General features: G+C 69.1%; 19 protein-coding genes. 10 read left to right on the top strand and 9 right to left on the bottom strand.

Annotation, left to right across the window (positions count from 1 at the left end; all coding sequences use genetic code 11):
- Positions 1-158: 158 nt before the first annotated feature.
- Complete coding sequence (locus AC3RCE_RS02785) at positions 159-584, top strand: XRE family transcriptional regulator (RefSeq protein ID WP_492254462.1); 426 nt, start codon at positions 159-161, stop codon at positions 582-584.
- Between the two features lie 187 nt (positions 585-771).
- Here AC3RCE_RS02785 and AC3RCE_RS02780 read toward each other — a convergent pair whose 3' ends face one another.
- From AC3RCE_RS02780 to AC3RCE_RS02770, 3 genes are all read right to left on the bottom strand, one after another.
- On the bottom strand, positions 772-1,911 hold the full coding sequence (locus tag AC3RCE_RS02780) for an aminotransferase class V-fold PLP-dependent enzyme (RefSeq protein ID WP_369641209.1): 1,140 nt from the start codon (positions 1,909-1,911) through the stop codon (positions 772-774).
- A 93-nt stretch (positions 1,912-2,004) separates the two neighbouring features.
- Positions 2,005-5,292, bottom strand: a complete 3,288-nt coding sequence (locus AC3RCE_RS02775; protein ID WP_492254461.1) for an acetyl-CoA carboxylase family protein — start codon at positions 5,290-5,292, stop codon at positions 2,005-2,007.
- Between the two features lie 65 nt (positions 5,293-5,357).
- Positions 5,358-6,965, bottom strand: coding sequence for an AMP-binding protein (locus tag AC3RCE_RS02770; RefSeq protein WP_218341364.1), 1,608 nt, complete (start codon positions 6,963-6,965; stop codon positions 5,358-5,360).
- A gap of 159 nt (positions 6,966-7,124) precedes the next feature.
- On the opposite strand from AC3RCE_RS02770, the gene AC3RCE_RS02765 reads away from it, so the two are divergent.
- The 4 genes from AC3RCE_RS02765 (at position 7,125) to ltaE (ending at position 11,416) form a co-directional block, all read left to right on the top strand.
- Entirely contained in the window at positions 7,125-7,772 is a 648-nt protein-coding gene (locus AC3RCE_RS02765; protein ID WP_218297326.1) for a TetR/AcrR family transcriptional regulator, read from the top strand.
- A 52-nt stretch (positions 7,773-7,824) separates the two neighbouring features.
- Entirely contained in the window at positions 7,825-8,805 is a 981-nt protein-coding gene (locus tag AC3RCE_RS02760) for a Bug family tripartite tricarboxylate transporter substrate binding protein (protein ID WP_218297327.1), read from the top strand.
- Between the two features lie 78 nt (positions 8,806-8,883).
- On the top strand, positions 8,884-10,152 hold the full coding sequence (locus AC3RCE_RS02755; protein ID WP_492254460.1) for a branched-chain amino acid ABC transporter substrate-binding protein: 1,269 nt from the start codon (positions 8,884-8,886) through the stop codon (positions 10,150-10,152).
- 193 nt (positions 10,153-10,345) lie between these two features.
- Complete coding sequence (gene ltaE / locus AC3RCE_RS02750) at positions 10,346-11,416, top strand: low-specificity L-threonine aldolase (RefSeq protein WP_218297329.1); 1,071 nt, start codon at positions 10,346-10,348, stop codon at positions 11,414-11,416.
- Positions 11,417-11,432: 16 nt separating this feature from the next.
- Here ltaE and AC3RCE_RS02745 read toward each other — a convergent pair whose 3' ends face one another.
- Positions 11,433-12,149, bottom strand: coding sequence for a YggS family pyridoxal phosphate-dependent enzyme (locus AC3RCE_RS02745; RefSeq protein ID WP_492254459.1), 717 nt, complete (start codon positions 12,147-12,149; stop codon positions 11,433-11,435).
- Positions 12,150-12,185: 36 nt separating this feature from the next.
- Here AC3RCE_RS02745 and AC3RCE_RS02740 point away from each other — a divergent pair, with 36 nt between their 5' ends.
- The 4 genes from AC3RCE_RS02740 (at position 12,186) to AC3RCE_RS02725 (ending at position 16,208) form a co-directional block, all read left to right on the top strand.
- Positions 12,186-13,229 carry a type IV pilus twitching motility protein PilT gene (locus AC3RCE_RS02740; protein ID WP_010463046.1) on the top strand — a complete coding sequence of 348 codons (1,044 nt, stop codon included), beginning with the start codon at positions 12,186-12,188 and terminating at the stop codon, positions 13,227-13,229.
- Positions 13,230-13,289: 60 nt separating this feature from the next.
- Positions 13,290-13,925 (top strand): Crp/Fnr family transcriptional regulator, encoded by a 636-nt coding sequence (locus AC3RCE_RS02735; RefSeq protein WP_218297331.1) that lies wholly within the window; start codon positions 13,290-13,292, stop codon positions 13,923-13,925.
- A gap of 64 nt (positions 13,926-13,989) precedes the next feature.
- Complete coding sequence (locus AC3RCE_RS02730; RefSeq protein WP_218297332.1) at positions 13,990-15,126, top strand: PilT/PilU family type 4a pilus ATPase; 1,137 nt, start codon at positions 13,990-13,992, stop codon at positions 15,124-15,126.
- A 167-nt stretch (positions 15,127-15,293) separates the two neighbouring features.
- Positions 15,294-16,208 carry an NAD(P)-dependent oxidoreductase gene (locus AC3RCE_RS02725; protein ID WP_492254458.1) on the top strand — a complete coding sequence of 305 codons (915 nt, stop codon included), beginning with the start codon at positions 15,294-15,296 and terminating at the stop codon, positions 16,206-16,208.
- Between the two features lie 225 nt (positions 16,209-16,433).
- Here the strand turns inward: AC3RCE_RS02725 and AC3RCE_RS02720 are convergent, their stop codons facing one another.
- The 3 genes from AC3RCE_RS02720 to AC3RCE_RS02710 all read right to left on the bottom strand — a co-directional run bounded on the left by AC3RCE_RS02720 (position 16,434) and on the right by AC3RCE_RS02710 (position 18,211).
- A complete protein-coding gene (locus AC3RCE_RS02720) occupies positions 16,434-17,102 on the bottom strand; it encodes a BON domain-containing protein (protein ID WP_369641206.1) in 669 nt (222 codons plus the stop codon).
- Positions 17,099-17,701: an SIS domain-containing protein gene (locus tag AC3RCE_RS02715; protein ID WP_218297335.1), complete on the bottom strand. Its 603-nt coding sequence runs from the start codon at positions 17,699-17,701 to the stop codon at positions 17,099-17,101. The genes AC3RCE_RS02720 and AC3RCE_RS02715 overlap by 4 nt, the downstream gene beginning before the upstream one ends.
- Positions 17,702-17,800: 99 nt before the next feature.
- Positions 17,801-18,211: a YraN family protein gene (locus AC3RCE_RS02710; RefSeq protein ID WP_218297336.1), complete on the bottom strand. Its 411-nt coding sequence runs from the start codon at positions 18,209-18,211 to the stop codon at positions 17,801-17,803.
- Between AC3RCE_RS02710 and rsmI the strand changes: the two genes are divergently transcribed.
- Positions 18,211-19,164 (top strand): 16S rRNA (cytidine(1402)-2'-O)-methyltransferase, encoded by a 954-nt coding sequence (gene rsmI, locus AC3RCE_RS02705; protein ID WP_492254457.1) that lies wholly within the window; start codon positions 18,211-18,213, stop codon positions 19,162-19,164. The genes AC3RCE_RS02710 and rsmI overlap by 1 nt on opposite strands.
- A gap of 138 nt (positions 19,165-19,302) precedes the next feature.
- On the opposite strand, the gene AC3RCE_RS02700 is transcribed toward rsmI, so the two are convergent.
- Together AC3RCE_RS02700 and AC3RCE_RS02695 are read right to left on the bottom strand one after the other, a co-directional pair.
- A complete protein-coding gene (locus AC3RCE_RS02700; RefSeq protein ID WP_492254456.1) occupies positions 19,303-20,559 on the bottom strand; it encodes an Hsp70 family protein in 1,257 nt (418 codons plus the stop codon).
- 456 nt (positions 20,560-21,015) lie between these two features.
- Positions 21,016-21,441, bottom strand: coding sequence for a Fur family transcriptional regulator (locus tag AC3RCE_RS02695; protein ID WP_218297339.1), 426 nt, complete (start codon positions 21,439-21,441; stop codon positions 21,016-21,018).
- Between the last annotated feature and the right edge of the window lie 36 nt (positions 21,442-21,477).

The following is a 21,477-nucleotide window of genomic DNA, read 5'->3' as shown; positions in this document are numbered from 1 at the left end:
CATCCTTCGGTGTTCGACAGCCACGCCACCCTCCTTGCAAGGCCGCTCGTTGCCCCTGAATTGGCGGGCAGACCCGCTACGTAACCAACGAGCAAATTAATTGCGTGACTATATACAAGAATCACTGCGGCTCCTGCGCGCCTTTTTAGTGTGACTGCATGCAGGATGCAAAAAGACAGTTTGCGGACCGGTTACGCAAGGCGATGATGGACGCAGGCTATGAACCCAGGCCGGCGGTGCTGGAGCGCGAGTTCAACACCCGCCACTGGGGCAAGCCCATGACGCTGCACGGCGTGCGCCGCTGGCTGCTGGGCGAGACCATGCCCGACCACAAGAAGCTCACCACCCTGGCCGAATGGCTGCAGGTGCCGGTGCAGCAGCTGGGCTACGGCGATGCAGAGCCCCTGCGCGTGCGGGAGCGGCAGGCGCAGTGGCATGCGGGCCTGGGCTACCAGGACCGCGAGCTGTTCGACATCTACCTGCGCCTGCCCGTGCCCAAGCGGCGCCTCGCGCGCGACGTGATCCTGGCGATCGCGCGCGCCCACGCGGCCGAAGAGGCCGAGCGCGAAACCCAGGCCTCCTAGGGATTCTCTGCACGAATGAATCACCGCGCCGTGTGCATCTGCGGTCTCGGGCGGTCCGCGGCGCGCACCTGCCGCCCGGTGCGTGCCGAGCCCCAGGCACCGCCACCGCGCCCGGCCACCACGAAAAAAAGCCACCCGCGGGTGGCTTTTTTTCAAGAGGCCCGCGAAACACGGACGGCGGCCCGGTTCAGCCGCGCGGGGCCACCTGGTCGAGCGCGGTGCTCAGGTGGCCCACCGTGCGGTCCACGTTGTGCCACTTCTCCAGGCCGAACAGGCCGATGCGGAAGGTCTTGAAGTCCGGCCCCTCGTCGCACTGCAGCGGCACGCCAGCGGCGGTCTGCAGGCCCACCTCCATGAACTTCTTGCCGTTCTGGATGCCGGGGTCGGTGGTGTAGCTCACCACCACGCCGGGGGCCTTGAAGCCCTCGGCCGCCACGCTCGGGAAGCCGCGCGACTCGAGCAGCGCGCGCACCTTGGCGCCCAGCTCGATCTGCTCGTCGCGCACCTTGGCAAAACCGTATTCACGCGTCTCGGCCATCACTTCGGAGAGGCGCACCAGCGCGTCGGTGGGCATGGTGGTGTGGTACGCGTGCTGGCCCTTTTCGTAGCCCTCGGCGATCTGCATCCACTTCTTGAGGTCGCACGAAAAGCTGCTGCTCGTGGTGCCGTCGATGGCCTGGCGCGCGCGCTCGCTGAGCATCACCATGGCGCAGCAGGGCGAGCCGCTCCAGCCCTTTTGCGGGGCCGAGATCAGCACGTCCACGCCGGTGGCCTGCATGTCCACCCACATCGCGCCCGAGGCCACGCAGTCGAGCACGAACAGCGCGCCCACCTCGTGGGCCGCGGCCGTCAGGGTGCGCAGGTAGTCGTCGCTCAAGATGATGCCGCTGGCCGTTTCCACATGGGGCGCGAACACGACCTTGGGCTTTTCGGCGCGGATGGTGGCCGCCACTTCCTCGGCCGGGCACGGCGCCCAGGGCGCCTGCGGGCCGCTGCCCTGCGGGCGCGCCTTGCACACCACGGAGCCGCCGCCCAGGCCCTTGTCGGCGTCGAAGATCTGCGTCCAGCGGTAGCTGAACCAGCCGTTGCGCACGATGAGCACCTTCTCGCGGTTGGCGAACTGGCGCGCCACGGCCTCCATGCCGAAGGTGCCGCTGCCGGGCACCAGCACGGCGGTGTGGGCGTGGTAGACCTCCTTGAGCGTGGCCAGGATGTCCTGCATCACGCCGGTGAAGCGCTTGGACATGTGGTTGAGCGCGCGGTCGGTGTAGACCACCGAAAACTCGAGCAAACCATCGGGATCGATATCGGGCAGCAGTCCGGGCATGGTGAAAAGTCTCCGTCAAACAGGGGCGCCGCCCCGGCGTGGGGCGGGCAAGGCGGGCCAGCTTAGCATGCAGCGCGCGGCCCGCGCGCTGCCCTACCAGGTGTCCACGAACCGGTGCCCGGGCGGCGCCACCTGCGCCGATGCCAGGCCCCGTGCCAGCCATGCGCGCGTGTCGGCCGGGTCGATCACCGCGTCGATCTCCAGCGTGGTCGCCATGTGCAGCGCCTCGCCGTTGGCGTACGACCTGGCCAGCAGCTTGGCGAACAGCGCGTCGCGCTCGGCGCCCTCGGGCAAGGCCTCCAGCTCCTTGCGGAAACCCAGGCGCACCGCGCCTTCGAGCCCCATGGCCCCGAACTCGCCCGTGGGCCAGGCCACGGTGAACACCGGCGCATGGAAGCCCCCGGCCGTCATGCCCATGGCGCCCAGGCCGTAGCCCTTGCGCAGCACCACGCTGAAATACGGCACGCGCAGGCTGGCGGCGGTGACGAACAGGCGGCTCACGTGGCGCACCTGGGCCGTGGCCTCCACCTCGGGGCCGACCATGAAGCCGGGCGTGTCCACCAGGCTCACGATGGGCAGGCCGTGCGCGTTGCACAGCTGCATGAAGCGCGCGCCCTTGTCGGCCGCATCGGCGTCGATGGCGCCGCCCAGGTGCAGCGGGTTGTTGGCCAGGATGCCCACGGGGCGGCCCTCGATGCGCGCCAGCGCCGTGTGGATGCCCGCGCCGAAGCCGGTGCGCAGCGGCAGCAGGCTGCCGTCGTCCACCAGGCCGGCCATCGCCGCGCGGGTGTCGTACACGCGCAGCCGGTTCTCGGGCACCACGGAGCGCAGGGCCCGTGCGTCCGGCGCCGTCCAGGCACCGGTGCGCCCCTGGAAGAACGACAGGTAGTGCCGCGCGGCCGCCACGGCCCCGGCTTCGTCATCGACCAGCACGTCGATCACGCCATTGGCATGCTGCACGCGGCTGGGGCCGATGTGCTCGGGCTTGAACACGCCCAGGCCGCCGCCCTCGATCATGGCCGGTCCGCCCATGCCGATGTTGCTGCCGCGCGTGGCGATGATCACGTCGCTGCAGCCCAGCAGGGCCGCGTTGCCCGCAAAGCAGCGCCCCGCCGCGATGCCGATCACCGGCACCTGGCCCGAGAGCGCGGCGTAGCTGGCGAAGGTGTGCACGTGCAGGCCGGCCACCACAGGCATGTCGGTGTCGCCCGGGCGGCCGCCGCCGCCTTCGGCGAACAGCACCACGGGCAGTTTCTGCGCCAGCGCCACGCTCAGCATGCGGTCGGTCTTGGCGTGGTTGCGCGCGCCCTGGGTGCCCGCGAGCACGGTCGCGTCGTAGGACATGACCACGGCGCGGGACTTCTCGGGCCCGAACAGCGCACCGTTGATGCCGCCGATGCCCGTGACCATGCCGTCGGCGGGCGTGTTGGCGATGAGGTCATCCAGGCTGCGGCGGCGCGTCTGCGCGGCGATGGCCAGCGTGCCGTATTCGATGAAGCTGTCCGCGTCGCACAGGTCGGCGATGTTCTCGCGCGCGGTGCGCCCGCCCTGGGCGTGGCGCCTGGCGATGGCCTCGGGCCGCGCGGCGTCGAACGTGAAGGCGTGGCGGTCCCGCACGCGCTGCAGGTCGGGGCGAATGGCATCCAGGTCCTGCTGCGCGCCCTGTGCGTCCTGGGCGAGGTCCGCCCCCTCCACGGCATCGAGCACCAGCAGCGGCTGGCCCTGCACGAGGTAGCCGCCCGGCACCGCGAGCAGCGCGCGCACGCGGCCCGCATTCGGCGCCAGCAGCATGTGCTCCATCTTCATGGACTCGAGCACGGCCAGCTCGGCACCCGCGGCCACCACGTCGCCCTCGGACACGCTCAGTTGCACGAGGCGCGCGGGCATGGGAGCGAGCACGGCGCCTTCGGGTGCGGGCGCTGACGGATTTTGGGGGTTTTGAGCGCTAGCGCTTGAATCATATGCGCCAGTAGCTATATTTTTGGTAGCAACCAGCAGTTCTGGCAGCACCGACTCCAGCCAGCGCGTGTGCACCTGCTGGCTTTCCATTTCGGGCCGCGCGGCCAGGGCCTGCAGCAGCGCGAGGTTGGTGGCCACGCCACCGATGCGGCACTCGTCCAGCGCGCGCCGCGAGCGGCGCAGCGCATCGGCAAAGCGCGGGCCGCCCGTGTGCACGATGAGCTTGGCCAGCAGCGTGTCGTAGTGCGGCGAGGGCGTGGCGCCCGCTGCGCCGTGCGTGTCCACGCGCACGCCGGGGCCGGTGGGAAGGTCGAAGCGGGTTAGCGTGCCGCTGCCGGGGGTGGCACCGCCCTGCGCGTCCAGCGTCTCGGCGTTGATGCGCCACTGCACCGCAAAGCCGCGCACGGCGGGCGGCGCGGCGGGGTCGAGCCCGATGTCTTGCAGCCTGCGGCCGGCCGCCAGCGCGATCTGCGCCTGTACCAGGTCCACGCCGGTCACCTCTTCGGTGATGGTGTGCTCCACCTGCAGGCGCGGGTTGCATTCGATGAACACGAAGGGCACGTCGCTGGAGGCCAGGTCCACCAGGAACTCGAAGGTGCCCAGGCCCTCGTAGGCCACCGCGCGCGCCATGGCCAGCGCGGCGGCGATGATGCGTTCACGCAGCGGCGCGGGCAGCGAAGGGCTGGGCGCGATCTCCACCACCTTCTGAAAGCGCCGCTGCAGCGTGCACTCGCGCTCGCCCAGCGCGACCACGTCCTGGCCGTCGCCCAGCACCTGCACCTCGATGTGGCGCGCGTTGGACATGAGCCGCTCCACATACACGCCGTCCACGCCAAACGCTGCCTGCGCCTCGCTGCGGCAGCGCGCGTAGGCGGCGGGCAGGTCGTCCTGCGCCTGCACGGCGCGCATGCCGCGCCCGCCGCCGCCGCCAATCGCCTTGATCACGATGCCGGCGCCGCCCTGCTGCGCGAAGAAGGCCTGGGCCTCCTCCAGCGACACCGCCGCCTGGGTGCCCGGCATGAGCGGCACGCCCTGCTGCAGCGCCAGCGCGCGGGCCTGCGCCTTGTCGCCGAACAGCGCGAGCTGCGCAGGCGTGGGGCCGATGAAACGCAGGCCGGCCCCGGCGCAGGCGCGTGCGAAGTCGGCGCGTTCGCTCAGGAAGCCGTAGCCGGGGTGCACGGCGTCGCAGCCCTGCGCCTGCGCGATGGCGATGATGCGCGCGCCGTCCAGGTACGCGGCGGGCCCGGTGGCGCCCAGGGCGACGGCGGTGCCCGCGGCCTGCACGTGCGGGCTGGCCGCATCGTCATCGGCAAACACGGCCACGCTGGCGATGCCCAGGTCATGAAGGCCGCGCACGGTGCGCAGCGCAATCTCCCCCCGATTGGCGACAAGAACTTTGGTGAACAGAGCGGGCGATGGCATGGGGTGTTGCTATGGTTGGTGGAGCTGCCAGCGCAGGATGGGCAAGCGCTGGAATCGTTTCTGGTTCAGAGGTCGCGCAGCAGGCGGCGCAGCACCTTGCCGGCGCCCGTGGCCGGCAGCGCGTCGATGAAGCGCACCTCGCGCGGGGCCTTGTAGGGCGCCATGTTCTCGCGGCACCAGGCCACCAGGGCAGCGGCGTCCACGTCCTGGCCGGGTTTCTTCACGATGAAGGCCCGCACCACCTCGCCCTTTTCCGCGTCGGGCACGCCGATGACGGCGGCCTGGGCCACGGCGGGATGCTTGATGAGCAGGGTCTCCACCTCTTCCGGGAACACGCTGTAGCCGGAGACCTTGATCATCTCCTTGAAGCGGCCGATGAAGGTGACGTAGCCGTCGGCATCGATCTTGCCCATGTCGCCGGTGTAGACCCAGCCGTCCCGCAGGGTCTTGGCCGTGGCCTCGGGCTTGTTCCAGTAGCCCTTGAAGTTGCCGGGGCCGTGGATGGTGATCTCGCCCACCTCGCCCGTGGCCAGCGGCGCGCCGGTGTCGGGGTCGACGATGCGCAAGGTGTTGCCCGGCACGGGCTTGCCCTGGGTGCCCCAGCGGATCGCGTCCACGGGCATGGCGGTATCCACCGTGTGGGTTTCGCTCAAGCCGTAGGCGGCCTCGTGCGCGATGCAATGGGGCGCGAACTGCCGCCACTGCTGGGCGAGCGCCTCGGTGAAGGTGATGCCAAAGCTCGTGACCGGGTTGCGGCGCAGCGCGCTCCAGTCCATGGCGCGCGCGCCCGGCACCTGCATGAGCGCGCCGTTCATGGGCGCAATGCTGTACCACCAGGTAATGCGATGGCGCTCCAGCGCCTGGGCCACGCCCAGCGGATCGAAGCGGTACAGCAGCACGGCCGTGGCGCCAGTGTAGACGGGCAGGTTCACGCCCATCACCATGCCGGCGATGTGGTACAGCGGCGCCACCGCGAGCAGCGTCTCCTGCTGCGTCATGCCATTGCAGTCGGCCGACGCGGCGGTCTTGAAGGTGGCGTTGCCGTAGCTCAGCATCGCGCCCTTGGGCAACCCCGTGGTGCCCGAGGTGTAGGTCATGAGCGAGACATCGTCCATGGACAGCGCCACGGGCGCGGGCCGCTGCCCGGTGCGCGTGGCGGCCAGGAAGTCCTCGCAACCCGCGGGGGCTGGCGCCATGGCGGCACGCATGGCCAGCAGCTCGGCGGGCGCGTCGATGCTGAGCGCGCCGTCGGGCAGCAGCTCGGCATAGCGCACCACGAACACGTGCCGCAGCGCCGTGCTGGCGCGCACCTTGTCCACCACGGGCAGCAGCACGTCGGCCGCGACGATCACGCGCGCCTGCAGGTCGGTGAGCTGGTATTCCAGCTCGTGCTCCTTGTTCAGCGGCCCGCAGGGGCAGACGATGGCGCCGATCTTCTGGATGCCGTAGTGCGCCATCACGTACTGCGGGCAGTTGTTCATGAACAGCGCCACGGGCTCGCCCTTGCCCACGCCCAGCGCCTGCAGGCGCGCGGCGAAGGCGTCGCTGGCCGCGTCGAGCTCTGCCCAGGTGACGGGCTGGCCGTACCAGAGGTACGCGGTGCGGTCGGGCGTTTCGCGCGCGTGGCGGCGCAGGTGTTCGTGCAGCGGCAGCTGCGGTGCGGTCTGTGGCATGGCGTTGTCTCCGAGGTGTCTGGAATCGCTGGTTCTAAGGGCTTGCTAAGGGTTTGCGATAGGCACCCCTGCCCGCCAGCGTCTTGCCAATATATACCGAGTGGTAGAACAATGCTACCCATGGGTATAAATCAACCGTCACACAAAGGACAGCCTGCCATGGGCCAGCAGCTCCCCATGCAGGCCAGCGGCCGGCAGAAAGCCGCCACGGCCGGGTCGGACGAGAAGCGCGAGCGCATCCTGCGCGCAGCAGAGGCGCTGTTCGATGCGCAGGGCTACGCCAACACCACCATCGAGCAGATCGTGCAGAAGCTGGGGGTGACCAAGCCCTTCGTCTACTACTACTTCCGCAACAAGCAGGAGATCTTCGAGACCCTGTCGTGGGCACCCGCCGTGGCGTGCTTCACGGCCATGGACTTCGCCGAGGACGACCCGCGCCCCGCGCACGTGAAGGTGGCCGAGGGCATCGACCGCCTGATCCGCGCCACGCTCGCGCACCACCCGTCGGCGTTCTTTCCGTACCGCGAACCCCAGGTGTACCGCCCCGAATACCTGGCCACCCAGAAGCAGCTGGCCAACCATTTCTACGACAAGCTCTGCGCCCTGCTCGAGGAAGGCCGCGAGGACGGCATGTTCGAGTTCCACGACACCAAGATCACCGCCCTGGCGGCCTGCAGCCTGCCGGGCTTTCTCTACAACTGGTACCGGCCGGACGGCCGCCTGTCGGCCGACGAAGTGGCGCAGGAGCTGTCCACCCTGGCCTACCGGGTGCTGGGCCTGCGCGCCCGGCGCCGGCCCGCGCGCTGAGCGCGGCGAGAGTCTTTCGCTCCCACACACCCCTCAAGGAAACCTAGCCACCATGCTGCTGTCACGACGATCCACACTGGCGCTGCTCGGCGCCACATCGCTCGGCCTGAGCCGCGCGCTGCACGCCTCCGCCCCTTTCCCGGCCAAGCCGCTGCGCTGGATCGTGCCCTACCCCGCGGGCGGCGGCTCCGATTTCATGGCGCGCACGGTGGGCCAGCCCATGTCGGCCGCCGTGGGCCAGAGCGTGGTGGTGGACAACAAGCCCGGCGGCAATGGCGCCATCGCCGTGGCCGATGTGCTGCGCGGCCCGGCCGACGGGCACACGCTCATCAACGTGGACAACGGCACGCTGGTCTTCAACCCGGTGCTGTACCGAAAGCTCGGCTACGCGCCCGACAAGGACCTCAAGCTCGTGACGCTGCTGGCGCGCGCCCCGATGATCCTGGTCGTGGGCCCCGCCTGCGACGCCAAGGACGCGAAGGAGTTCATCGAGCAGGCGCGGCGCCAGCCCGGCACGCTCAACTTTGGCTCGGCGGGCGCGGGCACGCCGCAGCACATGGCGATGGAGATGCTCATGCACCACGCCCGACTGAAGATGACGCACATCCCCTACAAGGGATCGTCGCCCGCGCTCGCCGACCTGGCGGGCGGGCAGATCCCGGCGGTGATGAGCGACTACGCGGCCGCGGGCGGCTTCCTGCAGGCGGGCAAGCTGCGCGCGCTGGCGGTGGCCGACAGCCGGCGCCACCCGCGCCTGCCCGATGTCCCCACGTTCGAGGAACTGGGACTCAAGGGCGTGGAGGCCACGGCGCTGGTGGGCGTGGCGGTGCATGCGTCCACGCCGGATGCCACCGTGCAGGCGCTGCAGAAAGCCATCGCCCAGGCCCTGCTGTCGCCGCAGACCAGCGCCCGGTACCGCGAGGTGGGGATCGAGCCCGTGGGCAACACGCCGCAGGAGTTCACGCAGATGATCACGGCCGAGGTGTCGCGCTGGCACCCGCTGATACGCAGCCTGGGCATCGCGCTCGACTGACGGGCCCAGCCTTCTCCCTCCCGCCGGGGTGGCAAGCCCGCCCCGGTCTCACCACGACAAGAAAGCGAGACAAGCACCATGCTGCGCCACCCCCTGACGCGTTCCCTCACGCCCCTGGCCGCCTGTGCGGCCCTGCTGTGCACCGCCGCCGCCTCCACGGCCTGGTCGCAGGAGACCTTCAAGGTCGCCTACATCGACCCGCTCTCGGGCCCCTTCGCCAACGTGGGCGAGCTCATGCTCACGCACACGCAGTACGCCATCGAGGACATCAACGCCAAGGGCGGCGTGCTCAAGGGCACGAAGCTGCAGTTGCTGCAGTTCGACAGCAAGCTCTCGGCCCAGGAGAGCCAGAGCGCGCTGCAGGCGGCCATCGACCAGGGGGCCAAGGCCATCGTGACGGGCGGCTCGGGCTCGTCGGTGGTCACGGCGCTGGTGCAGGCGGCGGCGCGCCACAACCAGCGCAACCCGGGCAAGGAGATCCTGGTGCTCAACCACTCCTCCATCGACCCCGAGCTCACCGGCAAGGCCTGCAACTTCTGGCACTTCCAGTTCGAGGCCAACACGGCCATGAAGATGAAGGCCATCGCCAACTACATCAAGAAGCAGCCGGACATCAAGAAGGTGTACCTGCTCAACCAGGACTACGCGCATGGCAAGCAGTGGGCGCACTACGGCCGCGAGATGGTGGGCCTGGCGCGCCCCGACATCCAGTTCGTGGGCGAGGCGCTGCACCCCATCGGCCGCGTGAAGGACTTCGCGCCCTATCTCGCCAAGGTCAAGAGCACCGAGGCCGACTCGGTCATCACCGGCAACTGGGGGCAGGACATGACGCTGCTGCTCAAGGCGGCGGGTGACGCGGGCTACAACCTGCGCTACTTCAACCACAGCGCGGGCTCCATTCCCGGCACGGTACTGGCGGTGTCGCAGGCCAAGCAGGGCCAGCTGACATGGGTGGCCGAATGGCACCCGGGCCAGGCCGACACCCCCAAGGTGGACGCGCTCGCCAAGGCCTACCAGGCCAAGACGGGCAAGGACTTCCTCGCGCCGCGCATCGAGATGACGCCGCGCTTCCTCGCCGCGGCCATCAACAAGGCACAGTCCATCGACCCGGTGAAGGTGGCCCGCGCGCTGGAAGACCTGACCATCGACTCGGTGGTGGGCCCCGTGCGCATGCGCGGCGAGGACCACCAGCTGCTGCTGCCGCAGGTGGTCAACACCATCGCGCCGGTGGACGGCAAGACCGTGAAGGTGGGCTGGGAAGGCACGAACTATGGCTTCCGCACCGATGCCGCCTACACCGGCAATGAGCTGGCGCAAGGCACGGACTGCAAGATGACCAGACCGTAGCCCCCCTGAGTCGCCTTCGGCGCCTTCCCCCCAGGGGGACGACGCCCTCGCTGCGGGGCGGCCCTGGCTCGGCGTCCCTGGCCTCGGCAGCGCCCATGTCGCCGGCCGAGCGCCTTGCGGCCGCAGGGGAGGCCAACGCGACTAACATGGCCGGTCTTTGCATTCATTGACCCGACCCACGAGGACCGCGCCCATGCCCGACTTTCGCAGCGACACCGTCACCCAGCCCACGCCCGCCATGCGCGAGGCCATGTTCAAGGCCCCGCTGGGCGACGATGTGTTTGCCGACGACCCTTCCGTGAACGCACTGCAGGAGCATGCGGCGCAGTTGCTGGGCTTCGAGGCCGCGCTGCTCGCACCGTCGGGCACGCAGACCAACCTGATCGCGCTGTGGGGCCACTGCCAGCGCGGCGACGAGGCCATCGTGGGCCAGAGCTGGCACACCTACCGCTGGGAGGCCGGTGGCATGGCGGTGCTGGGCTCCATCCAGCCGCAGCCGGTGGAGACGCAGCCCGACGGCACCTTGCGCATTGCCGACATCACCGCCGCCATCAAGCCCGACGACCCGCACTTTGCCCGCACCCGCCTGGTGGTCCTGGAGAACACGACCGGCGGCCAGGTGCTGCCGCCCGCCTACATCGCCGAGGTGGCCCATCTGGCGCGCAGCCGGGGGCTGGCGATGCACCTGGACGGCGCGCGCCTGTTCAACGCCGCCACGGCCAACGCGGCGCGCCACGGCACCGATGTGTACGACGAGGCGCGTTCGCTGTGCAGCCATTTCGATTCGGTGTCGCTGTGCCTGAGCAAGGGCCTGGGCGCCCCCGTGGGCTCGCTGGTGCTGGGCTCGCGCGACTTCATCCGCCAGGCGCGCCGCACCCGCAAGATCCTGGGCGGCGGCATGCGCCAGGCCGGCGTGCTGGCCGCAGCAGGCCACCATGCGCTGGAGCACCACGTGCGCCGACTGGCCGACGACCATGCGAACCTGGCACGGCTGGCCCAGGGGCTGAGCGATATCAACCAGCGCCATCCGGTGCTGCAGGGCAAGATCACGGTCCACCCCTGGCAGACCAACATCCTCTTCACCGACCTGCATGCGGATGTGGCCCCGGCCTTCACCGCCTGGCTGGCCGAGCACGGCGTGCGGGTGACGAGCAGCCTGTACGGCGTCGCCACGCGCCTGCGCTGGGTGGCGCATCTGGACGTGAGCGAGGCCGATGTGACAGCGGCGCTGGACTGCGTGGGGCGGTTCCAGCTACCGGGCTGATCGACCGGCTCATGCTTCAGGCGGGGTAAGTCCGACCTCCAAAAATGCCGGTGCCCACGCGCACCATCGTGCTGCCGGCGTGGATGGCGGCCTCCAGGTCGGCCGTCATGCCCAGCGAGAGCGTGTCAAAACGAGCCAAGCCTGGCTCGTTCAGGGCGCATATCTCGTCAAAAAGCGCTCGGGCGCGGGTGTGGATGGCCAACTGTGCTTCGAATTCAGGAGCCTGGTCCGGGATGCTCATGATCCCGCGCACCACCAGCCGTGGCAGTTTCGCGACAGCGCGGACCAGTTCCAGCGCGTCGGCCGGCGCCACGCCCGACTTGGTGGCCCCGCCATCGATGTTGACCTGAACGCATATTTGTAACGGCGCCAGGTGCTCCGGGCGCTGGGCCGACAGGCGCTCGGCGATCTTCAGGCGGTCCACCGTGTGGACCCAGTCGAAGTGCTCGGCCACCAGGCGCGTCTTGTTGCTCTGGATGGGCCCGATGCAGTGCCACTGCAGCGCCACGCCGGGCGCGGCGGCGCGCAGGGCGGCGATCTTGTCCACCCCTTCCTGGATGTAGTTCTCGCCGAAATCGCGCTGCCCGGCGGCCAGGGCCTCGGCCACGGCGTCGGCGCCAAAGGTCTTGGAAACCGCCAGCAAGGACACGCTGGCCGGGTCGCGCGAGGCGGCTGTGCACGCCTGCGCCATCCTGCCCAGAACCTGTTGGAGGTTGTTAGCAATCGTGGTCATAATGTTTGACAGCGTATCAAACGATAGAGGGATTCCGTGGACATTACCCAACTGCTCGCTTTCAGCGTCAAGAACAAGGCCTCCGACCTGCACCTTTCCGCAGGCCTGCCGCCCATGATCCGGGTCCACGGGGATGTCCGCCGCATCAATGTCGATGCGCTCGACCACAAGACGGTGCATGCCATGGTGTACGACATCATGAGCGACTCGCAGCGCAAGACATATGAAGAGTTCCTGGAGGTCGACTTCTCGTTCGAGATCGAAGGCTTGGCCCGCTTTCGCGTCAACGCCTTCAACCAGAACCGTGGCGCGGCCGCCGTGTTCCGGACCATTCCCTCCAAGATCCTCACGCTCGAGCAGCTCAATGCGCCCAAGATCTTCGGCGACCTGGCCCTGAAGCCTCGCGGTCTGGTGCTGGTGACCGGCCCCACGGGCTCGGGCAAGTCCACCACGCTGGCCGCCATGGTCAACTACCTGAACGAAACCGAGTACGGCCACATCCTCACGGTGGAGGACCCGATCGAGTTCGTGCACGAATCCAAGAAGTGCCTGATCAACCAGCGTGAAGTCGGCCCGATGACGCTGTCGTTCGCCGCCGCGCTGAAGTCCGCGCTGCGCGAAGACCCGGACGCCATCCTGGTGGGCGAAATGCGCGACCTGGAAACCATCCGCCTGGCCATGACGGCGGCGGAAACGGGCCATTTGGTGTTCGGCACGCTGCACACCTCCAGCGCCGCCAAGACCATCGACCGGATCATCGACGTGTTCCCCGCCGAAGAAAAGGAAATGGTCCGCGCGATGTTGTCCGAGTCGCTGCAGGCCGTGATCTCGCAGACGCTGTGCAAGACCAAGGACGGCTCGGGCCGCGTGGCGGCGCACGAGATCATGCTGGGCACCAGCGCCATCCGCAACCTGATCCGCGAGGCCAAGGTGGCGCAGATGTACTCCACCATCCAGACCAGCAACAGCGTGGGCATGCAGACGCTGGACCAGAATCTCACCGACCTCGTTCGCCGCAACATCATCAGCCCGGCCGAGGCGCGCGCCAAGGCCAAGATCCCCGAAAACTTCCCGGGCTGATCCGCGCGCGGCACCCATGTACCCTGCGGCCCGACGAGCTGCCGCACACCGGAGCACTGTATGAAAGGCATTCTGAGCCTTCTGAAAATGAAAACCCGCGGCGGCAAGCCCATGGAGGACAACACGGATTCGGTGCTGTTTTCCACGGCCTTCGCCGGCCAGGGCGTGGACGATTCGATGCTCGTGCCCTGGGAGGCGCGTGCCGTGGAAGTGGGCGCCAAGCGCCTGCCCACCAGCCGTGGCGGCAAGCTGCTGCAGGGCCTGTGGGCCAAGGACAAGTACATGGCGCACCTGGACAAGGACGCCGTGGAGCGCATGGAGCGTTTCTTCGAATTCGCGGCCATCCCGTCCAACCGCGACGTGATCCGCCAGGACGAATACGGCAACTTCATGGTGGTGCTGCTCACCGGCACCATCGCGGTGGACCGCGTGCAGCCCTGGGGCGAACAGCTGCGCCTGGCCGAGACCCGGCCCGGCGACATCCTGGGCGAGATGTCGCTGCTCGACAGCGGCATCCGCTTTTCGGCCTGCACCACGCTCACCGACTGCGAGATCGCCGTGCTGAGCGCCGAGGCCATGGACGACATGATGACCAAGGACCCGCAGCTCGCCGCCAGCCTGATCGCGCTGCTGGCCCGCAAGCTGTCGCTGCGCCTGCGCGTGGTGAGCGCCCGCCTGAGCGACAACCAGAAATGATGATGCGCGGATACCACCTGCACAACGACCACCCGACAGACGAACACCCCCGGGAGAAATTCTGATGGAACGCGATCAGGCCAGTAAATTCATCAATGACCTGCTCAAGTTGATGGTGAGCCGCAATGGCAGCGACTTGTTCATCACGGCGGAATTCCCCCCCGCGATCAAGGTCGATGGCAAGGTGACCAAGGTGTCGCCCCAGCCGCTCACGCCCAACCACACGCTCACGCTGGCGCGCGCCATCATGAGCGACAAGCAGGTGGCCGATTTCGAACGCACCAAGGAGTGCAACTTCGCGATCTCGCCCGCCGGCATCGGGCGGTTTCGCGTCAACGCGTTCATCCAGCAGGGCAAGGTCGGCATGGTGCTGCGCACGATTCCGCTCACGCTGCCCACCATCGACGGCCTGGGCGTGCCGCAGGTGCTCAAGGAAGTGACCATGACCAAGCGCGGCCTGTGCATCCTGGTGGGTGCCACGGGCTCGGGCAAATCGACCACGCTGGCCGCCATGGTGGACTGGCGCAACGAGAACTCGTTCGGCCACATCATCACGGTGGAAGACCCCATCGAATTCGTGCACCCGCACAAGAACTGCGTGGTGACGCAGCGCGAGGTGGGCCTGGACACCGACAGCTGGGAAGCGGCCCTGAAGAACACGCTGCGCCAGGCGCCCGACGTGATCCTGATGGGCGAAATCCGCGACCGCGAGACCATGGAGCATGCCGTGGCCTTTGCGGAAACCGGCCACCTGTGCCTGGCCACGCTGCACGCCAACAGCGCCAACCAGGCGCTGGACCGGATCATCAACTTCTTCCCCGAAGAGCGCCGCGCGCAGCTGCTGATGGACCTGTCGCTCAACCTGCGCGGCATGGTGTCCCAGCGCCTGATCCCCAAGCAGGACGGCAAGGGCCGTGCTGCGGCCGTGGAAATCATGCTGAACACGCCGCTGATCTCCGACCTGATCTTCAAGGGCGATGTCTCCGAGATCAAGGAGATCATGAAGAAGAGCCGCAACCTGGGCATGCAGACCTTCGACCAGGCACTGTTCGACCTGTACGAGGCCAACGTGATCAGCTATGAAGACGCGCTGCGCAACGCCGATTCGCTCAACGACCTGCGCCTGCAGATCAAGCTCAACAGCCAGCGCGCCAAATCGCCGGACCTTGCCTCGGGCACCGAGCACTTCGCGATTGTGTGACAACCCCCTGAGCGGCTGCGCCGCTTCCCCCTTTTCTCGCGCTGCGCGCGGGAAGGGGGACGACGCTGGTGGCCTGGCAAAGCCAGTTCCACGGCGTCCGCTGGCCTGGGCCGCGCCAGTTTCAAACGCTGCCCCCGTGGCGGCCTTTTTTTGCAAGAACCACTCCCATGCCAAGCACCAATCCCCGCAACTACGACGCAACCCCATCCCGCAAGGTCGCCTTCCTGGGCCTGGGCGTGATGGGCTATCCGATGGCCGGCCACCTCGCGCTGGCCGGGCATGAGGTCACGGTCTACAACCGAACCGCTACAAAATCCATAGCTTGGTGCGCGGAGTACGCCAGCGCCAAGGCGCCAGGGCATGCCGCAACGCCGCGCGAGGCCGCGGCTGGTGCCGACATCGTGTTCTGCTGCGTGGGCAACGACGATGACCTGCGCTCCGTCACCCTGGGAGCCGACGGCGCCTTTGCCGGGATGAAGCCGGGCGCGATCTTCGTGGACCACACCACCGCGTCGGCCGAGGTGGCGCGCGAGCTGTACGCAGCCGCCCGTGCCCTGGGCCTGCACTTCGTGGATGCCCCCGTCTCCGGCGGCCAGGCCGGCGCGCAGAACGGCCTGCTCACCGTGATGTGCGGCGGCGACGCGGCGGCCTTCGAGGCGGCCCAGCCCGTGGCCATGGCGTTCTCGCGCGCCTTCACGCTGCTGGGTGACAGCGGCGCGGGCCAGCTGGCCAAGATGGTCAACCAGATCTGCATCGCCGGGCTGGTGCAGGGGCTGTCCGAGGCGGTGGCGTTTGGCCAGAACGCGGGCCTGGACATGAAACAGGTGCTGGAGGTGATCGGCAAGGGCGCGGCCCAGAGCTGGCAGATGGACAACCGTGGCAAGACCATGGTGGACGGCAAGTTCGACTTCGGCTTTGCGGTGGACTGGATGCGCAAGGACCTGGGCCTGGTGCTCGACGAAGCCAAGCGCAATGGCTCGCGCGTGCCCGTGACGGCGCTGGTGGACCAGTTCTACGCCGATGTGCAGAAGATGGGCGGCAACCGCTGGGACACGTCGAGCCTGATCAAAAGGCTGACATAGCCCCCTGGGTCGCCTGTGGCGCCCCGGGGTGGCACGCGCCAGAGGCGCTCGCGGCCTCTTCGGCCTGGCGAAGCCGGCTCTGCGGGTGCACTCGCTTGTGCCGTGCCAGCTTCATGCCGCAACGCGCGATGCAGGGTCTCCAAGAAAAAATCCCGGTCCGCGTCATGCGAACCGGGATGTTTCCACTCAGGGGCTGTGCAGGCTATCGAGCCTGACCGCCCGCTTTCAACCGCCGGGCGATGCGCTGTTGTCGGTGGTCACTGGCGCGGGCTGCGGCGCGATGCGGCGCAGCTCTTCTTCCGAGACGATCTCGAACACGCGCACGACCTTGCTCACGCCGCTCACGCCCCGGGCGATCTCGGTGGCGCGGTTGGCCTCGCGCTGCGACACGCGGCCCATCAGATAGACGATGTTGCGCTCGGTCACCACCTTGAAGGAATTCGCCGAGATGTCCTGGGCGTCCACCAGGCTGGCGCGCACCTTGCCGGTGATGAAGGTGTCGTTGGAGCGCTGGCTCAGGCTGCTGGCGGGCATCACGGCCAGGTCATTGACGACCGAGCGCGTGTTCTCCACCTGCGACACGATCTGCTCGACGGTCTGGCGGTCCTGGGCGTTCGGCACCTCGCCGGTCAGCAGGGCCTGGCGGTTGTAGCTGGTCACGTTGACATGGGCGCGGTCGCCCAGGGTTTCGCGGATGCGGTTGGCGGCGCGCAGCTCGATGCCTTCGTCCTCGATCTGCGTGCCGGTCGTGCGGCGGTCCACGGCCATCACGCCGCCCACGACAGCGCCGCCCACGATCAACGGCGCGCAGGCCGACAGGCCCGTGACCAGCGCGGCGGCGGCCAGCACCGTGCACACGGTGCGCCGGGTACGTTTCAGGGTGGTTTGCTTCATAGGGGAATCTCCTGTTCGCCAAGTAACTGGGCGTCCACGCCATCGCTCAGGCAATGCAGCACCAGGGCATGGACTTCGCGCACGCGCGCGGCGCGGTCGTGCGGAACGCTGATCAACACATCGGTCTCGCGCAGCAGGGCGGCCAGCTTGCCGCCCGTGCGGCCGGTCAGCACCACCACGGTCATGTCACGCTCGTGGGCGGCCTCGGCGGCGGCCAGCAGGTTGGCGTCATTGCCGGTGACCGACAGCGCCAGCAGCACGTCGCCCGCCTGGCCCAGCGCTCGCACCTGGCGCGCAAACTGCTGCGCCGCATCGTGGCTGCCACCCGTGGCGGCCGTGAGCAGCGTGCTGTCGGAGGTGAGGGCCAGCGCGGCCAGCTCGGGCCGGTCGCGCTCGAAACCGGCCACGCAGAACGCGGCGAACTGCTGCGCCTCGGCGGCCGAGGGGCCGTTGCCGCAGGCCAGCACCTTGCCGCCGCTGGTCACGCAGGCCAGCACGGCCTGCACGGCGGCGGCGATGGGGTGGCTCAGAACCTGCGCGGCCTGGTACTTCAGGTCGGCGCTGTCGATGAAATGCTGTTGGATGCGTTGCTCAAGCATGAGGGCCCGATGATACCCGCCGCGTGTTACAGCTTTTGTAGCAAACCGTAGTTCCCTGCATGGCGCCGGCGCCAGGGATGGCGGCCACCGGGCGCGCGCCTACTGCGCATCGAAGGCGGCCTGCAGCCACTGCACGGACTCCTCGACCAGCACCACGTCGAAGCGGCAGGGCGGCGGGGAAGGCAGGCGCAGCAGGTAGTGCCGGGCCGCGAAAATGATGCGCTGCTGCTTGGTGGCGCCGATGCTGGCCCCTGCGCCGCCAAACGCGCGGCCCGCGCGGCTGCGCACCTCGACGAACACGAGCGTGCCGTCCCGTGCACGCATCACCAGGTCGATCTCGCCCCCGCCGCGCCCGGGCGTCCGATAATTGCGCTGCACCAGTTGCAGGCCCGCCGCCTGCAGGTGGGCCAGGGCCTGGTCTTCCGCCGCATTGCCGCGCTCGCGCGTGGTGGCGGGTTTGGCGGCCGGGCCAGGGGCTTCCGCCGGTTTTCTCTTTCCAAGGAATTTCATTGAGCGCATCTTTCGCTTCAGCCCAGGGCGCCGCGCGTGAAGCGGCGGCTGCGCAGCATTATCCCGAGGGCGCCCTGTACGTGGTGGCCACGCCCATCGGCAACCTGGCCGATATCACCCTGCGCGCGCTGCATGTGCTGCAGATGGCCGACACCGTGGCCTGCGAGGACACGCGCCATACGCAATCCCTGCTGCGCGCCTATGGCATCGACAAGGGGGCCTCGCAGCTGCTGGCCGTGCACCAGCACAACGAGGCCGAAGCCGCGCAGAACGTGGTGCAGCGGCTGCAGCAGGGCCAGCGCGTGGCGTACGTGAGCGACGCGGGCACGCCCGGCGTGAGCGACCCCGGCGCCCGGCTGGTGGCCGCCGTGCAGGCGACCGGCCTGCGCGCCGTGCCCCTGCCCGGCGCCAGCAGCATCACCACCGCGCTGAGCGTGGCTGGCGCCGTGGCCCACAGCACCGAACACGGCGGCTTCGTGTTTGCGGGCTTCCTGCCCGTCAAGAACGCTGAACGCGCCACGGTGATTGCGCAGCAGCTGGCCCATGAGCCCCGCTGCGTGGTGCTGCTCGAAGCCCCGCACCGCATCGGCGAACTGGCCCAGGCCCTGGCGGTGCTGGGCGATCGCCCGGTGACGCTGGCGCGGGAATTGACCAAGCAGTTCGAGGAAGTGACCACGCGGCCCGCCCATGAGCTGGCGGCGTGGCTGGACGGCGCCCCCCAGCGTTCGCGCGGCGAGTTCGTGGTGCTGCTGCACCCGGTGGCGGTGGCCAGCGACGATGGCTCCAGCCTGCGGGTGCTGCGCCTGCTGGTGCAGGAGCTGCCGCTGAAAACCGCCGTGCGCCTGGCCGCCGAGATCACCGGCGCATCGCGCAATGTGCTGTACGACACGGCCCTGGCATGGAAGCGCAGCGGTGCGGACGACGGGGGTGCAGACAGCGGCACCGCGGACTGATTCCGGCCCGGATTTCATGCCAAATTGGCCTCAGACCCTTGGCAGGAAAGCGCCAACAGCTACATTTTCAATAGCAAACCGACCCGCCACGGCGAGTACCGGCACCCGCCGGGGTGCGCGGCACCTCCCGCCGGACTCTCACCCCGACACCGCCAGCCCGGCCGCCACGCCGCCGAACAGGTCGCCTTCCACCTGGGGGGTGCCGGGAAATGCCGCCTTGAGGGCCTGGCGCAGCGGCCGCAGGGCCGACGAGCCGCCCGTGAGATAGATCGCATCGACCCCCTGCTGTCCCAGGCCCGCCAGCTGCACACATTCCTGCGCGCAGGCCACCACCTGTTCGAGGGGCTGCGACAGGAACCGCGCCAGCCCCTCGGGGGTGATGGATTCAGCCAGCCCGGCCTCGATCCAGTCCAGCGGCATGGGCGCATCGGCATCGCCCAGGGACGCGGCGATCTTGGCCTGCTCCACGGTGTTGGCCATGCGGTGCCCCAGGCGCTCGTGCAGCACCCGCATGAGCCGCGCGTGCAGCCGGGCATCTGAATAGTCGGTGCGCAGGTTCTGCGCGTCGCGCAGCGCGCGCGGCGAGTACAGCCACTGGATCAGGTGCCAGGTGGACAGGTCGAAGAACACCCGGCTGGGCACCTCGCGCCCCGCGGGGCCGGTGTGCCGAAATCCGAGCAGGGGCATCAGCAGGTCCAGGCTCAGCCGCCGGTCGAAGTCGGTGCCGCCCACGTGTACGCCGGTGGTGGCCAGCACATCGCTGCCGCGCTCGGCGCGCGCCATGCGCTGCGGCCCCAGCCGTACCACCGTGAAGTCCGACGTGCCCCCGCCGATGTCCACCACCAGCACCAGCGACTCGTGCGTGATGCGCTGCTCGTGGTCCAGCGCGGCGGCGATGGGCTCCAGCTGGAACGACACCTCGGCGAACCCCGCGTCCACCGCGGCCTGGCGCAGCGCATCTTCCGCCTGCTGGTCGCGGCCGGCGTCCCCGTCCACGAAATGCACCGGGCGCCCCATCACCACCCGGGCCGGCATGCCGCCCAGGTCATCGCGCGCCTTTTGCACCAGCATGCGCAAGAAGAGGCTGATGATGTCCTGGTAGCTCACCAGCTTGTTGTGCACCGCCGTCTTGTCCTGCAGCAGCGCGCTGCCCAGCAGGCTCTTGAGCGAGCGCATCAGGCGCCCCTCCGTGCCCGCCAGGTACTGCCCCACGGCATCCCGGCCAAAATGGGTGCGGTGGTCTTCCGCATTGAAGAACAGCGCGGTGGGCAGTGTGGGGGCGCCTCCTTCGAGCGCGATCATCCGCGCGGGCCCGGTGCCCTGGCGCACGGCCATCGCGGAGTTGGAAGTGCCAAAGTCGATGCCGAGGGTGGTGTCCTTCAGGAAGGGTGTCATGGGAGGTCAGAGAATCGGTGGCGAAGTCACTCTGCACGGCCGAACTGTCGTGCCCGGGCCGGCGAGTGGCGGCGGTGGCCGCGTGAACAGGGTGAATGGCATGCCGCGAGGCATGCCGGGGGAAACCGTCCGGCGCCCAGGGCGCCCATTGAAAAGAAAAGGCCCTTGATTCCTTCATCAAATCAAGGGCCTTCGGCGGTGCAGGCGGGTACCGGCACATCGGCCGCGCATTCACACGCCGTTGCCTGGCGTTGCCGCCGGGCCTGGTGCCTGCCACGGCATGGCGCCCTCGGATCGGCAGCGGCAGTGGGGCTCCCGTGGAGCCGCTGCGCAGGGCGGCATTGTCTCACGCTCCGCGCGCCCTCGGCCCGAAGCGGCATGCCGCCCCCGGCAGGTGCGCATGGAAACCGGCGACCGCCCGCCGCGGCCACCGGCGGGCACGGGAAAGGCAGGCCGTCAGCCCCGGGTGAGGCCCCGGCGCGCCGGGGCCGGCGCCTTCTTCGCCGGCGGCGGGGGCTGGCAATCGCTGCACTGGCCGTACAAGGTGATGTCGTGGCCGTCCACGGTGAAGCCCGGCGGGGCCAGGTGCGCGAAGCCGCCGGGGCATGCATGGATATCGAACACGCGGTGGCAGACCCGGCACAGGAAATGGTGATGGTGGTCCTGCCCCGCCATCTCGTAGCGGGCGCTGCTGCCGGGCAGGGTCACCGGCTCGATCGTGCCGTCCTCCATCAGCGCGCGAAGATTCCGGTAGACGGTTGCCACCCCCAGCGAGGGGATGTCGGCGCGTGCTGCCTCCAGGACCTCCTGCGGCGACAAGGGACGCCCTGCGGTGGCTATCGCGGCGTGGATTGCCGCACGCTGGCGGGTTGCTCGTTCCATGGTCGTGTTTCTTGGGGGGTCGGTGGGCTCCCGCGA

It is taken from the genome of Acidovorax sp. GW823-FHT05D11 (genome assembly GCF_058795695.1).
Note: the sequence above shows the minus strand (reverse complement) of the source record. Positions and strands in the feature narration are given on the sequence as shown.

Coding starts and splice junctions, on each gene's coding strand:
- AC3RCE_RS02780 (WP_369641209.1), bottom strand. CDS start 1,911: ATGCCCGGACTGCTGCCCGATATCGATCCCGATGGTTTGCTCGAGTTT.
- AC3RCE_RS02775 (WP_492254461.1), bottom strand. CDS start 5,292: ATGCCATCGCCCGCTCTGTTCACCAAAGTTCTTGTCGCCAATCGGGGG.
- AC3RCE_RS02760 (WP_218297327.1), top strand. CDS start 7,825: ATGCTGCTGTCACGACGATCCACACTGGCGCTGCTCGGCGCCACATCG.
- AC3RCE_RS02725 (WP_492254458.1), top strand. CDS start 15,294: ATGCCAAGCACCAATCCCCGCAACTACGACGCAACCCCATCCCGCAAG.
- AC3RCE_RS02785 (WP_492254462.1), top strand. CDS start 159: ATGCAGGATGCAAAAAGACAGTTTGCGGACCGGTTACGCAAGGCGATG.
- AC3RCE_RS02735 (WP_218297331.1), top strand. CDS start 13,290: ATGAAAGGCATTCTGAGCCTTCTGAAAATGAAAACCCGCGGCGGCAAG.
- AC3RCE_RS02720 (WP_369641206.1), bottom strand. CDS start 17,102: ATGAAGCAAACCACCCTGAAACGTACCCGGCGCACCGTGTGCACGGTG.
- ltaE (WP_218297329.1), top strand. CDS start 10,346: ATGCCCGACTTTCGCAGCGACACCGTCACCCAGCCCACGCCCGCCATG.
- AC3RCE_RS02700 (WP_492254456.1), bottom strand. CDS start 20,559: ATGACACCCTTCCTGAAGGACACCACCCTCGGCATCGACTTTGGCACT.
- AC3RCE_RS02715 (WP_218297335.1), bottom strand. CDS start 17,701: ATGCTTGAGCAACGCATCCAACAGCATTTCATCGACAGCGCCGACCTG.
- AC3RCE_RS02710 (WP_218297336.1), bottom strand. CDS start 18,211: ATGAAATTCCTTGGAAAGAGAAAACCGGCGGAAGCCCCTGGCCCGGCC.
- AC3RCE_RS02695 (WP_218297339.1), bottom strand. CDS start 21,441: ATGGAACGAGCAACCCGCCAGCGTGCGGCAATCCACGCCGCGATAGCC.
- AC3RCE_RS02765 (WP_218297326.1), top strand. CDS start 7,125: ATGGGCCAGCAGCTCCCCATGCAGGCCAGCGGCCGGCAGAAAGCCGCC.
- AC3RCE_RS02755 (WP_492254460.1), top strand. CDS start 8,884: ATGCTGCGCCACCCCCTGACGCGTTCCCTCACGCCCCTGGCCGCCTGT.
- AC3RCE_RS02770 (WP_218341364.1), bottom strand. CDS start 6,965: ATGCCACAGACCGCACCGCAGCTGCCGCTGCACGAACACCTGCGCCGC.
- AC3RCE_RS02745 (WP_492254459.1), bottom strand. CDS start 12,149: ATGACCACGATTGCTAACAACCTCCAACAGGTTCTGGGCAGGATGGCG.
- AC3RCE_RS02730 (WP_218297332.1), top strand. CDS start 13,990: ATGGAACGCGATCAGGCCAGTAAATTCATCAATGACCTGCTCAAGTTG.